This window comes from Streptomyces sp. NPDC021224 (assembly GCF_044332905.1).
Lineage (GTDB): Bacteria > Actinomycetota > Actinomycetes > Streptomycetales > Streptomycetaceae > Actinacidiphila.
In genome coordinates this window covers 12,881-25,694 of record NZ_JBIRPW010000023.1, presented here as the reverse complement: position 1 = coordinate 25,694, position 12,814 = coordinate 12,881, and the positions used below count along the sequence as shown (strand labels likewise).

The following is a 12,814-nucleotide window of genomic DNA, read 5'->3' as shown; positions in this document are numbered from 1 at the left end:
CCGGGGTGATGGTCGGTTGCAGCTGTGCGGGCCGCACCGGGCCCGCCTCCTCAGGCGTCGAACGCTTCGAGGAGCAGGACGGGTGCGACGTCTTCCGGGCGGGCCAGGCGCAGCAGGCCGTGGCCGATGCCGGCGAGCCCGGTCATGAGGCCCGGGGAGGCGAGAGCCCCGGGGGTGCCGCAGAGCGGGCCGTGGCGGTCGAGCTGGTCCAGCAGGGCGTGCACGCGCCGCTCGCGCTCGGCGGCGGCGCCGGGGACGGCCAGCCGCGCCGCGGCGGTGAGGAGTTCGAGGTTGCCCAGGTCGCCGTGGCACAGGCTGTGGTTGCCGTAGAGGCCGAACCGGGTGGTGGAGGCGACGGCCAGCCGCAGGTCGGCGTCGGTCTCGGGGGTGCGGGCGGCGGCCGGGAGCGCCGCCCGGGCCAGGCCGATACCGGGGGCGCCGTGGCACCAGGCGTGCATGTGGCTCACCCCGTCGGGGCCGGGCCGCAGGCCCCAGGGGCGGCTGTCGCCGCTGCGGAAGTCGGGCCAGTTGCCCAGGTCGGGGCGGTACGCGCCGCGTTCGTACGCGAAGGCGGCGTACGCGGTGGCGCGGGCGGCGCCGTCTCCGGTGCGGTGGGCGTGCCGGAGCAGGGCCCAGGCGATTCCGGCGGCGCCGTGGGAGAAGCCGAGCATGGGCTGCGAGCAGGCGAAGTCGGAGCCCCAGGCGACACCCGCGCCCGCCGGGAGCGCCGTGCGGACCAGGAACGCGGCGCTGCGGTCGGCGAGCTCGGCGGCGGGCGCCCCGAAGCGCGGTACCAGTGCCTCGGCGACGGCGAGGCAGCCTGCCGCGCCGTTCATCACGTCGTACGCGGTGTCGGTGCCGACGGCGTCGGCGGCGAGCCGGAGCAGTCCGGGCACGGGCGCCGCGAGGCCGGGTTCGGCGAGCAGCCCGGACGCGGAGGCGAGCGCGTACGCCAGACCGCACTCGCCGCCGAACGCGCCGAGCCGGACCCGCTGCCCGCCCCGGTCGAGCACCGTCTGCGCGTGGGCGGCGAGCGGGGCGAGGACGCGGGTGGCGAGTTCGGCGTCGTGCCCGTTGCCGAGGACGCGGGCGAGCTGGGCGAAGAACAGGCCGACGCCCGCGTAGCCGTTGAAGAGGTCGCCGCCGAGCGGGGCCACCTGCCACTGGTCGCCCGCCACCAGGTCGAGCCCGAACCAGCCGATACGGCCGTCCGCGTGGACCGCCGACCGCTCCAGCGCGGCCGCCACCGCGCACGCCCGGTCCAGGGCGAGGTCGGCGGGCGTGGCGCCGGGTCCGGCCGGGCGGCCCGGCCCCGTGTCCAGCGGCCGCACGGCGGTGTGGGTCCCGGCGCGGGTGGCCATCGAGGCGCGGATGACCCAGTCCTGCCGCGCGAGGTCCTCCCCGTCCATCCCGGCGACGATCGCCCGCGCCCGTTCCAGGCCGGAGGCGGCGAGCAGCCCGGGGAGCACCGCGCCGCCCGCAGCGGTGACGTCCCGGGAGGATGCGCGGGTCCGGAAGAGGGGGACGTTCGCGGCCCAGATGTCGCGCAACTCGTGGACGGCGAGGGCCAGTCGGGGCGCGTCCCCGGCGGCGAGCGCCCACAGCAGGCTGAGCACGCGGTCCCGCTCGGCGGCGTCCCGCAGCACGTCGGGATGGGTGGTCTCGTCGAGCAGGCGGCCGTAGATCCGGGTGGCGCGGGTGATGACGCGCAGGCCGTCGCCGCTGAAGCGGGCCAGCGGGCCGTCGGGGGCGGTGAGTTCGGCGCGGTGCCGCAGCAGGGCGCGGTAGCCGGCGCGGAATCCGTCCCGTATCCGGTCGGTGTAGCGCTCCGGCTCCGCGGGGCGGCCGTGCAGGACGACCTTGTTCCGGCTGCCCTGCGCGGTGCGCCGCGCCCTGACCAGGTGCATCCGGTCGGTGCCGGGGTCGGCCCAGTCGACGGCGGGGAAGGGCAGCAGCACACCCGCGTCACCGCCGAGCCCGCCGACGTCGACCGCGCCGGGTCCGCGGCCGGAGAGCACCGCGGGGAGCAGTCCGACACGGCCGACGGAGTGCTGGAGCAGCACGGCGGCCGGGTCCTCGTCCGCGAACGGGCTGCCGGTCAGCATCGGCAGGCCGACGTGCAGCACGGACTCCATGTCGAGCAGGACGGGCTGGTCGCCGGCGGCGATCACGTTCTCGTAGTGGAAGTCGGCGCCCGACAGGGCGTAGAGCACGGCGAGTTGGGCGCCCAGCCGGAAGAAGAAGCGCCGCGCGCCCGCCTCGTCGGCGCAGGGCGCGGGCGCGACGTGCTCCACCCAGCCGTACTCCCCGCGGTCGAGCACCCCGAGCAGCCGCGGCGCCGCCGCGGGCAGCCGCTCCCCGAACCACGCCAGGACGTCGTTGACGTGCGCGTGCACGGCCATCGGCCGCGGCTTGTAGACCAGCCGGCGGCCGGAGGCGAACCGCAGCAGGAGGACGCCCCGGCCCCCGTCGTGCAGGTCGCCCGCGGCGAACTCCACCTCGGTCAGCGGCCCTTGGTCCTCGCCGCCGAACAGCCCGCACACCAGCAGGTCGCGGTCCGCGGCCAGCCGTCGTACGAACTCCCCGAAGGCGTCGGCGGCCTGCCCGCTCACGGTGGCCAGGATGCGGGTGAGGACGGGGTATTCGGCCAGGAAGCGGGTCAGGGCGGGGCGGGTGCACATCTGCTCGGCGAAGGACCGGAAGCGGCCGCGCGGATCGTCCCCGGCGAGGCGCCCGGCCGCGCGCATCCGGTGCAGTTCGAGGACCAGGGCGCGGACGGCCACGGTGACGAGGTGCGAGGTGACGTGCGCGCGCAGGGCGCCCAGCACCGGCCCGGGGTCGAGCAGGGCCCCCGCCGCGGGGCGCGCCCGCCTGCCGCCGGACGGGGCCGCGGACCCGGCGTCCGGCGAAGGCCCTTCTCGTAAGAGGCCTTCCCGTAAGGACCGCTCGGCCCCGGCGACCGCGTGGTCCGCGAACGGCCGTACGACGGCGGCGAGTTCGTCCTGCCACCGCGCCTCCGCCCCCTCGGCGGCGGGCCCGGCCACCGGGTCCGCCCCCTCGGCGGCGGGCCCGGCCACCGGCCACACCTCGGGCAGCCCCGCCACGACTGCCTCCGCGGTGTGCGCCCACCCGGGCTTGCGCACCCGCCGGGCGAGCGCCTCGGGCTCCTCCGCGAGCAGCCGCCCGACGTCCTCGGCGCTGACGCCGAGGCCTTCGGCGGCCAGCGCCAGGGTGTCGTCCACCAGCCCGGGATACGCGTCCCGCCACGCCTTGAGCCGGACCTCGTCGACGGCCGCGCCCGCGTCCCGCGGCAGCGGCGGCCGCTCCGCGACCGACAGGGCCCGCGCCCACCAGGCACCGCCCTCGTCCTCGTGCCCGTCCGTGCCCACTGCCCGTGCCAAGACAAGCCCCGTCCGCCCGGCCGCCCGGCGCGACCGTGCGCCGGGCGGTGACCTCGCCGCCCTGCGAGGAGGAGTACACGACAATCAGGGCAGCACATGACAAAAGGTGAGCCGTATTCATCTCAGCTTACGCACCAGTGCCATGCCCCACAACCGCTCATGCCACAAAGGGAGTTGGGGTCACCATCCCTCCCGCGTGCCCCCGTCCCGGCGGGGGGCTGCCCCCACCCTTTTTCCGGTTGGCCGCCCCAGCGCCCCGACCCGCCCCGGCCGGGCATCGTGAGCTGCGCGGCGGGAGGGCGTCCGGACCCGCCGCGACCGGTGGCCGCACACCGCGGCGACCGGGCCCAGGACGGACACGGACACGGGAGAGAACGTGAACAGGCACAAGCGCGTACGGGCCGGGGTCGTCACGCTGGCGGTGGCGGCGGGCATCGCGGCGGGCACGCTCCCCGCGGGCGCCGCCACCGCCGCACCGCACAGGCCCGCCACCGCGCACACCGCGCACACCGGGAACGCCGGGAACGCCGGGCTGCGGACGATCCTCGACCGGCTGACCACCGCCGACGGCGGCCCCGGCGCCCTCGTCGAGGTGCGGGACCGGCGCGGCCGCTCGGTGCTCACCAGCGGGGTCGCGGACGTGCTGACCCGGGCGCCGATGCGCGGCGACAGCAGCTTCCGGATCGGCAGCATGACCAAGCCGTTCGTGGCGACGGTCGTGCTGCAGCTCGTGGGCGAGCACCGCGTGGTGCTGGACGCCCCGGTCGAGCGCTACCTGCCCGGCGTCGTCCGCGGCCCGGCGGGCGACGGCCGGACGATCACCGTACGGCAGCTGCTCCAGCACACCAGCGGGCTGCCCGACTACCTCGACTTCCTCGACCCGCGGGCCGTCCTGCGCGACCCGCTCGCCCACCACGACACCCGCGACCTGGTGGACCTCGCCCTCGCCCACCCGCCGGTCTTCCCGGTCCCCGGCGACGGCTGGGACTACTCCAACACCAACTACCTGCTGGCCGGGATGATCGTCGAGAAGGTGACCGGCCACTCCTACGGCGAGGAGATCCGCCGCCGCGTCATCACCCCGCTCGGCCTGACCGCGACCTCCGTCCCGGACGACGACCCGGCGATCCCCGGCCCGCACCCGCGCGGCTACGTCCGGCCCGGCCCGGACGCGCCGCTGCTGGACGCCACCGCGGTCAACCCGTCGGTCGCGGGCGCCTCCGGCGCGATGATCTCCAGCGCGGACGACCTCGACCGCTTCCTCGCCGCGCTGCTGGGCGGCCGCCTGCTGCGCCCGGCGCAGCTCGCGGAGATGACGGCGGTGCGCGCCACCGGGGACACCGGCCGGGAGTACGGCCTCGGCCTGGAGCGCCGGACGCTGCCCTGCGGCGGCACGTACTGGGGCCACGGCGGCGACATCTTCGGCTACGAGACCCTGGGCGGTGCCACCGCCGACGGCCGGCAGGCCACCGTCATGGTGAACGTCGACCCCGGCGGCACGGACGCGCAGGACGACGACATGCGGGCCGCCGTCGAGACGGCCCTGTGCGCGGACCGCCACGCCTGACCGCACGGGCGCCGGGCCGGGAATCCCCGGGCCGCCCCGGTGCCGAGGCGCTAGAGTACGGGTGTGCGCCGTCAGGCCCGCCCGCCCTTGTAGCTCAGTCGGCCAGAGCACCTGTCTTGTAAACAGGGGGTCGTCGGTTCGAATCCGACCGGGGGCTCGTGCTGGAGGTTCCGCCCGTCCGGGCGGGGCCTCCTTCTGCTTGTCCGGGGTGACGAAAAAGGCGCCCGGGGCCTGGTGACAAAAGGTGGAACGTGCAGGTAGCGTCACCGGGGAGTCCGCGTATCCACGGGCTCGACCACTGAAGCGGCACCGAAAGACCTGCTTCCTTTACTCGGATCGTCCGGCACGTTCCTGCCGGTGAAGGGATTGCGAACCACCATGGCTACTGTGACGTTCGACAAGGCGACCCGGATCTACCCGGGTGGCGACAAGCCCGCCGTCGACGGTCTGGACATCGAGGTCGGGGACGGCGAGTTCCTGGTTCTCGTCGGTCCGTCCGGCTGCGGCAAGTCGACCTCGCTCCGCATGCTCGCGGGGCTGGAGGACGTGAACGCCGGCGCGATCCGGATCGGCGAGCGGGATGTCACGCACCTGCCGCCCAAGGACCGCGACATCGCGATGGTGTTCCAGAACTACGCGCTGTACCCGCACATGACGGTCGCCGACAACATGGGCTTCGCGCTCAAGATCGCCGGCGTCAACAAGGCCGAGATCCGCAAGCGGGTCGAGGAAGCCGCCAAGATCCTGGACCTCACCGACTACCTGGCGCGCAAGCCGAAGGCGCTCTCCGGTGGTCAGCGCCAGCGTGTCGCGATGGGCCGCGCCATCGTGCGTGAGCCGCAGGTCTTCCTCATGGACGAGCCGCTGTCGAACCTCGACGCCAAGCTCCGTGTCCAGACCCGTACCCAGATCGCCAGCCTGCAGCGCCGCCTGGGCGTCACCACGGTCTACGTCACCCACGACCAGACCGAGGCCATGACGATGGGCGACCGCGTCGCGGTCCTCAAGGACGGTCTGCTGCAGCAGGTCGACACCCCGCGCCACATGTACGACAAGCCGGCCAACCTCTTCGTCGCGGGCTTCATCGGCTCCCCGGCGATGAACCTCATCGAGGTCCCGATCGTCGACGGCGGCGTGCGCTTCGGCAACGCGCTGGTCAACGTCGAGCGCGACGCGGTGCAGGCGGCGGCGGACAAGGGTGACCGCACGGTCACCGTCGGTGTCCGTCCCGAGCACTTCGACATCGTCAGCGGCGACAGCGAGGCCAAGTCGCTGTCCAAGGACGCCCCGGCGGGCCTGGCCGTGACCGTCAACGTCGTCGAGGAGCTGGGCGCCGACGGCTACGTCTACGGCTCGGCGAAGGTCGGCGACGAGGACAAGGACGTCGTCATCCGCGTCGGCGGCCGCGAGATCCCGGAGAAGGGCTCCGTGCTGCACGTCGTGCCGCGCGGCGGCGAGACCCACGTCTTCGCGACCTCCTCCGGCGAGCGCCTGAGCGACTGATCACACGACACCCCCTCCCAGGGGGAGTTCCGCGCCTGTGACGGCCGGGCGGTGCGTATCCGTACGCACCGCCCGGCCGTTCGCGTTCCCGGTCCGCGCGGGCCCGGATATACAGCCGCACAAGCGGCAGTTCGGGTCCGTTCGGCACCGCTCGAACGCACCGCCCGGCGATTTCACTCCCCCGCAAGGGTGACTCGATGTCGCCGAATCATCACCAGTCGCTACGATCCGAACCGTGAACCAGGTAGCTCGCCGTCTCGGCAAGACATTCGCGCTCGTCCTCCCGGTGGTCCTCGTGCTGTCGGGAACACTCGCCGTCACCCGCGTCTCGTGGGCCGGCGCCTCCGACGCCCAGGTGCTGACCGCCTCCTCCACCACACGGGACCAGGCGGCCGCCACGGCGCCGCAGGAGGCGCTGCGCGCCCGGCTGCTGGACGAACTCCAGCAGAAGGACCCGGGAGCCGCCCTGACCGACCTCCAGGTCGCCATGGCGCAACAGCCGTCCCTCGCCCGGTACTGCGTCTCCATCGCCCGCTCGCTGGGCCGCGCCGCCGTCGCGAAGTACGACGGCTCGGTGCGGCGCGCGCAGGCGTGGTCGCGGCCGGTGTGCGACACCGCCTTCGCGACCGGCGTCGCCGCCATGGGCTGACCCCGGCCGGACCGGCGGTCCGGGCGCCCGGCACGAGCGCGTACGGCCGACAGCCCCGCAGCACGCGGGGGTTGCCGGGCGTACGCGCTCGTGGCCGTTCGCATAGGGTGCGCTGCATGACGCACGACACCACTGCGCACGAGACGACCGTCCCGGTCACCCAGGCCGTCATCCTGGCCGGCGGCCAGGGCTCACGGCTGCGGCCCTACACCGACGACCGGCCCAAGCCCATGGTCGAGATCCCCGGCACGGGCACGCCGATCATCGGCCACCAGCTCGCCTGGCTGGCCGCGGAAGGGGTCACGGACGTCGTCGTGTCGTGCGGGCACCTCGCGGAGGTGCTCCAGGAGTGGCTGGAGAGCGCGCCGCTGCCGCTGAAGGTGACGACCGTCGTCGAGGGCGAACCGCTGGGCCGCGGCGGCGGGCTGAAGTACGCCGCCCGGTCGCTGCCGCGCGCCGACGAGCCGTGGTACGCCACCAACGGCGACATCTGGACCCGCTTCTCGCTGCGCGGCATGGCCGCCTTCCACGAGGAGCGGGACGCGGTGGCGACCCTCGCGCTGGCCCGGCCGCGCATCCCGTGGGGCGCGGTGGAGACCAACGAGTTCGGGCAGGTGCTGGACTTCATCGAGGCACCGCCCTCGCCCTTCCTGATCAACGCGGGCGTGTACGTCTTCGCGCCGTCCTTCACCGCGATGCTGCCCGACCTCGGCGACCACGAGCGCACGACCTTCCCGCGGCTGGCCCGCGAACGCCGGCTGGCCGGCTACCCGATCCCGCAGGGCGCCTACTGGCGGGCCATCGACACCGCCAAGGACCTCCGCGAGGCCGCCCGCGAGCTGGGCACCGCGCCCGTCTGAACCCGCCCGGCCCCGCACGTGCCCGAGCCCGCCCGGTCCCCTCGCGAGGGGACCGGGCGGGCTCGGGTGTTCCGTGGCCTCAGACCGCCGGGGTCGGGGACTGCTGCTCCTCCGGGGCGCCCAGCAGGCCCGCGCCCAGCAGGCCGCCGATCGCACCGCCCTGCGTCGGCTTCGGGGCGGGCGGCGCCGGGGGCGGGTCCGCGTGGGTCGGCGGGGCGGCGGGGGGCTGCGACGTCCCGCCCGAGCCGCCGGACGAACCGCCGCTCGACCCGCCGGAGGCACCGCCCGACGTCCGCGTGCCGCCCGGGGTGTGCGTGCCGCTTCCCGGCGTGTGCGTCGCGGCGCCGTCCTGCGACCCGTCGGCCGGCGGCTGCGCCGAGGCCGTCGGCTGCGGCTTCTTCCGTGCCTTCGCCGTCCGGCTGGGCTCCGCACTGCCCGGCGCGGACCCGTCGTCGCCCCCCGAGACCTCGGGCAGCGGCTCCCCCGGCAGTTCGTTGACCGGCGGCCGCGCCGGCCCGTACTGGTGGGTGCCCGGCCCGGTACTGGCCCTGACCGCCGCGCCCAGCACGGAGCCGACGAGCAGCGAGCAGCCGACGATGAGCGTGCCCAGCACCACACCGCGGCGCAGCACGTAGCGGCGCAGCCCCCACAGCCCGACGCGCGGGCCCAGCCGGCGCCAGGCGTCGGAGGCGAGCTTGCCGTCCACGGAGTAGACGGGGGCGCCGGCGATCACCAGCGGGCTCCACGCGGCCAGGTAGATGAAGTCGGGGGCGTCGTAGACGGGGACGGTGCGCCAGCTCACGGTGACCAGCAGCGCGACGGACAGGGCCGCGCCGAAGACGGCGGCGACCCGCTGCCACAGCCCGAAGACGGTCAGCACGCCCACCACGACCTGCAGGAAGGCGATGGACAGGCCCGCGCCCACCGGGTGGTTGAGGGCCGCGTCGCGCAGCGGCTCGGCGGCGCCCCACGGGTGCAGCGAGGTCAGCCAGGTGACCATGGAGCCGCGCTTGCCGCCGTCGAAGTAGACGCGGTCGCACAGCTTGCCCATGCCCGCGTAGATCGACACGAAGCCGAGGAAGATGCGCAGCGGCAGCAGCACGATGCCGAGGTTCATCCGGCGGCCGGGGTACCAGGCGTGCTTGACGAAGTCGCCGCCCTTGGGCAGGGGCCGCTCGCGCCGGGGAGCGGTCTCGTACAGCTCGTCGTCGTCCTCGCCGTAGTCCGCGTCGGCGTCGAAGGCGGCGAGCGGCGGCTCCTCGTCGAAGGCGCCGCGGGCCGGGCGCACACCGCCGAGCAGGCCCGTGACGGGGGCGCCGCCGCTGCGCGGGCCGACGACGGTGGGTGTGGCGGGCGGCAGCACCGTCGTCTCGCCGATCCGCGGCAGCGTCTGCGTGGTCGCGCCCGCGGAGCCGTCCGCCCCGCCGTCCGCCGACCCGCCGCGCACCGCCTGGAACAGCTCACCGGCCAGCGCGTCGCCGGGCTCGGTGCGGCCGGACCACACCACCGGTGCGAGCCGGCGGCGGCCCGCGGCCGGGGCACCGTGCGGCTGCGCGCCCCGCTGCGCGGTCAGGCCGCGCGGGCTGCGCGTCAGCGAGCGCGCGGAGCTCCTTCCCAGCTGCACCCGGAAACTCGCGTGCGTGACGATGACCTGGGCGGGGTCGCTCGGCACGCGGGCCATGGTCAGGGCGGGCTCGTCGAATCCGGGCGTCCCTCCCCCCGGGGAGGGGCGGGGTGTTCTGGTGTCCACACTCATCTAACCGAGTGACGGTCCTTTAGGACACTGCCGGACACCGCCCTCGATGTCCGAGACGCGTCAATCGCGCCGAACCCCTATGATGCCCTCCCGCGCCTGCCCCGGCGCGGTCACGAGCGGCGGCGGGCCGCCTCGTACAGCACCACGCCCGCGGCCACACCGGCGTTCAGCGACTCGGCCGCGCCACCCGGCATCGGGATGCGCACCAGCAGGTCGCACGTCTCGCCGACCAGCCGCGACAGGCCCTTGCCCTCGCTGCCCGCGACGATCACGACCGGCCCGTCCAGCGCCTCCAGGTCGTACAGCTCGACGTCGCCGTCCGCCGCGAGACCGACGACGGTCAGGCCCGCCTTCTGGTACGCCTCCAGGGCGCGCGTCAGGTTCGTCGCGCGGGCGACGGCGACCCGGGCGGCGGTACCGGCCGAGGTCTTCCACGCGCCCGCGGTCATCCCGGCGGCCCGCCGCTCGGGCACCACGACACCGTGCCCGCCGAAAGCGGCGACCGAGCGGACGACCGCGCCGAGGTTGCGCGGGTCGGTCACCCCGTCGAGGGCCACGATCAGCGCGTCCTCCCCGCGGTCGGCGGCCTCGCCGAGCAGGTCCTCGGGGTGCGCGTACTCGTACGGCGGAATCTGCAGGGCGATGCCCTGGTGGTTCAGCCCGGACGTCATCCGGTCCAGCTCGGCCCGGGGCGCCTCCATGAGCGGCACCCCGCGGTCGGTGGCCAGCCGCAGCGCCTCGCGCACCCGGTCGTCGTTGTCGATGAACTGCTGGACGTAGACGGCCGACGCCGGGATGTCCGCGCGCAGCGCCTCCACGACCGGGTTGCGGCCCACCACCAGCTCGGACGCCGACCTGCCGCCGCGCCCGCCCGGACGCTGCTGCCGGCCGCTGGTCTTACGGGCCTGGGCGGCCGCGATCCGGCTCTTCTTGTGGCCCGGACGCATCTCGGCGGGCGGGGTCGGACCCTTGCCCTCCAGGCCCTTGCGGCGCTGCCCGCCGCTGCCGACCGTCGCGCCCTTCTTGCTGCTCGTACGGCGGTTCCTGCGCTGGCTGTTGCCGGCCATGGGGACTCTCACTTCTTCTGTCTACGTCACGTCTGTGGGGCGCGGGCCCGGAAAGCCGCGAGGGGTGCGGGGGCCGGGCGCCCGCACCCCCCTCGTCTCGTCCGGTCAGCCGCGCAGCGTCCAGCGCGAGCCGGTCGGGGTGTCCTCGATCTCCAGACCGGACTGCACCAGCTGGTCACGGATCGCGTCGGCCGTCGCGTAGTCCTTGCGGGACCGCGCCTGCTGCCGCTGCTCCAGCACCAGCCGGACCAGCGAGTCGACGACGCCGTGCAGGTCCTCCCCGCGGTCGGCGCCCGTCCAGTGCGGGTCCAGCGGATCCAGGCCCAGCACTCCGAGCATCGCACGGACCTCGGCCAGGCGCGCGACCGCCGTCTCCTTGTCGTCGGCGGTCAGCGCGCTGTTGCCCTGCCGGACGGTGGTGTGCACGACCGCGAGCGCCTGCGGCACCCCGAGGTCGTCGTCCATCGCCTCGGCGAAGGCCGGCGGCACCTCGGCGGCCGGCTCGACCGGCCCGGCCTTCTCCACCACCCGCTGCACGAAACCCTCGATCCGCGCGAACGCGGCCTCGGCCTCGCGCAGGGCCTCCTCGCTGTACTCGATCATCGACCGGTAGTGCGGGGTGCCCAGGTAGTAGCGCAGCACGATCGGCCGCCAGCGCTGCACCATCTCGGAGACCAGCACGGAGTTGCCGAGCGACTTGCTCATCTTCTCGCCGCTCATGGTGACCCACGCGTTGTGCACCCAGTAGCGCGCGAACTGGTCGCCGTACGCCTTGGCCTGGGCGATCTCGTTCTCGTGGTGCGGGAAGATCAGGTCGATACCGCCGCCGTGGATGTCGAAGACCTCGCCGAGGTACTTGTGCGCCATGGCCGAGCACTCCAGGTGCCAGCCGGGGCGCCCACGGCCCCACGGGGTCTCCCAGGACGGCTCGCCGGGCTTGGCCGCCTTCCACATCGCGAAGTCCCGGTGGTCGCGCTTGCCGGTCTCGCCCTCGCTCCCCGGCTGCCGCAGATTGTCCAGCTCCTGGTTGGACAGCTCCAGGTAACCGGGGAAGGAGCGCACGTCGAAGTACACGTTGCCGTCGGCGACGTAGGCGTGGCCGTCCTCGATGAGGCCGCGCATCATCTCGATCATCTCGGGGACGTGCCCGGTCGCCCGCGGCTCGTACGTGGGCGGCATGCAGCCCAGCGCGTCGTAGCCGTTGGTGAAGGCGCGCTCGTTCTCGTACCCGATGGCCCACCAGGGCCGCCCCTGCTCGGCGGACTTGCGGATGATCTTGTCGTCGATGTCGGTGACGTTCCGGACGAAGGTCACGTCGTACCCGCGGTAGCGGAACCACCGCTGCAGGATGTCGAAGTTCAGCCCCGACCTGACGTGGCCGATGTGCGGCGCCGCCTGCACAGTGGCGCCACACAGGTAGAGAGACACACAGCCCGGCGTGAGCGGGACGAAGTCACGTACCTGGCGCGCGTTTGTGTCGTACAGGCGAATAGTCACGCCTCAAGGGTAGTGGGCCCGGCGGCCTACGCGGACCGCCGGGCGAAAGACGTCACAGCCGCTCGACGACCCGCTCCGGGCTGATCCGCACGATCACCCGCACGGCGTCGGGGCCGTCGTTGCTGTAGTCGGCACCGGTGTACTTGCGGCTGACGGAGTCGACGAAACTCCGGTCGGTGTCCTCCGTGACGGTCGCGGTCCCGCGGATCTCGACGTACGCGAACGGGTTGCCCTCCGGCGTCGCCAGCACGGTGACCCGCGGGTTCCGCTCGAGGTTGCGCGCCTTGCGCCGGTCGCGCGTGGTGGAGAACAGGACGTCGTCCCCGTCCCGCGCCACCCAGATCACCGACAGCTGCGGGGTGCCGTCGGGCTCGACGGTGGCGACGGTGGCGTAGGTCTTCGCGTCGAAGAGCGCACGAGCGGTGTCCGAGAGCTGGGCCATGGCTGGCTGCCTTCTTTCTTTTCTGCGCGGGCTGGGCTTCGGTCCGTCAACACCACGGGGACGCCGATTCAT

9 protein-coding genes and 1 tRNA gene are annotated in these 12,814 nt (G+C 74.5%); 5 read left to right on the top strand and 5 right to left on the bottom strand.

Translation table 11 applies throughout. From position 1 onward, the window contains the following. Positions 1 to 50 precede the first annotated feature (50 nt). Positions 51 to 3,401, bottom strand: coding sequence for a type 2 lanthipeptide synthetase LanM (gene lanM / locus ACH4PY_RS34295; RefSeq protein WP_398192189.1), 3,351 nt, complete (start codon positions 3,399 to 3,401; stop codon positions 51 to 53). 376 nt (positions 3,402 to 3,777) lie between these two features. Here lanM and ACH4PY_RS34290 point away from each other — a divergent pair, with 376 nt between their 5' ends. The 5 genes from ACH4PY_RS34290 to ACH4PY_RS34270 all read left to right on the top strand — a co-directional run bounded on the left by ACH4PY_RS34290 (position 3,778) and on the right by ACH4PY_RS34270 (position 7,980). Further along, a complete protein-coding gene (locus ACH4PY_RS34290; RefSeq protein ID WP_398192187.1) occupies positions 3,778 to 4,968 on the top strand; it encodes a serine hydrolase domain-containing protein in 1,191 nt (396 codons plus the stop codon). An 83-nt stretch (positions 4,969 to 5,051) separates the two neighbouring features. Then, positions 5,052 to 5,125: transfer RNA gene (locus ACH4PY_RS34285), tRNA-Thr, on the top strand. 221 nt (positions 5,126 to 5,346) lie between these two features. Further along, positions 5,347 to 6,471 (top strand): ABC transporter ATP-binding protein, encoded by a 1,125-nt coding sequence (locus tag ACH4PY_RS34280; protein WP_398192185.1) that lies wholly within the window; start codon positions 5,347 to 5,349, stop codon positions 6,469 to 6,471. Positions 6,472 to 6,706: 235 nt separating this feature from the next. Beyond that, the gene (locus ACH4PY_RS34275) at positions 6,707 to 7,120 is read left to right on the top strand and encodes a hypothetical protein (RefSeq protein WP_398192183.1); all 414 of its coding nucleotides are present in this window, start codon (positions 6,707 to 6,709) and stop codon (positions 7,118 to 7,120) included. Positions 7,121 to 7,236: 116 nt separating this feature from the next. Continuing rightward, complete coding sequence (locus ACH4PY_RS34270; RefSeq protein WP_398192182.1) at positions 7,237 to 7,980, top strand: NDP-sugar synthase; 744 nt, start codon at positions 7,237 to 7,239, stop codon at positions 7,978 to 7,980. Between the two features lie 79 nt (positions 7,981 to 8,059). Here the strand turns inward: ACH4PY_RS34270 and ACH4PY_RS34265 are convergent, their stop codons facing one another. From ACH4PY_RS34265 to ACH4PY_RS34250, 4 genes are all read right to left on the bottom strand, one after another. After that, complete coding sequence (locus ACH4PY_RS34265) at positions 8,060 to 9,661, bottom strand: DoxX family protein (RefSeq protein WP_398192332.1); 1,602 nt, start codon at positions 9,659 to 9,661, stop codon at positions 8,060 to 8,062. A gap of 185 nt (positions 9,662 to 9,846) precedes the next feature. After that, on the bottom strand, positions 9,847 to 10,803 hold the full coding sequence (gene rlmB / locus ACH4PY_RS34260) for a 23S rRNA (guanosine(2251)-2'-O)-methyltransferase RlmB (RefSeq protein WP_398192180.1): 957 nt from the start codon (positions 10,801 to 10,803) through the stop codon (positions 9,847 to 9,849). A gap of 105 nt (positions 10,804 to 10,908) precedes the next feature. Then, a complete protein-coding gene (cysS, locus tag ACH4PY_RS34255; protein WP_398192178.1) occupies positions 10,909 to 12,300 on the bottom strand; it encodes a cysteine--tRNA ligase in 1,392 nt (463 codons plus the stop codon). Positions 12,301 to 12,352: 52 nt separating this feature from the next. Then, a complete protein-coding gene (locus ACH4PY_RS34250; RefSeq protein ID WP_398192176.1) occupies positions 12,353 to 12,742 on the bottom strand; it encodes a PPOX class F420-dependent oxidoreductase in 390 nt (129 codons plus the stop codon). Positions 12,743 to 12,814 lie beyond the last annotated feature (72 nt).

Excerpts from the sequence above, each read along its gene's own strand:
- ACH4PY_RS34280 (WP_398192185.1), top strand. The coding sequence starts at position 5,347 with ATGGCTACTGTGACGTTCGACAAGGCGACCCGGATCTACCCGGGTGGC.
- ACH4PY_RS34270 (WP_398192182.1), top strand. The coding sequence starts at position 7,237 with ATGACGCACGACACCACTGCGCACGAGACGACCGTCCCGGTCACCCAG.
- ACH4PY_RS34265 (WP_398192332.1), bottom strand. The coding sequence starts at position 9,661 with ATGGCCCGCGTGCCGAGCGACCCCGCCCAGGTCATCGTCACGCACGCG.
- rlmB (WP_398192180.1), bottom strand. The coding sequence starts at position 10,803 with ATGGCCGGCAACAGCCAGCGCAGGAACCGCCGTACGAGCAGCAAGAAG.
- ACH4PY_RS34250 (WP_398192176.1), bottom strand. The coding sequence starts at position 12,742 with ATGGCCCAGCTCTCGGACACCGCTCGTGCGCTCTTCGACGCGAAGACC.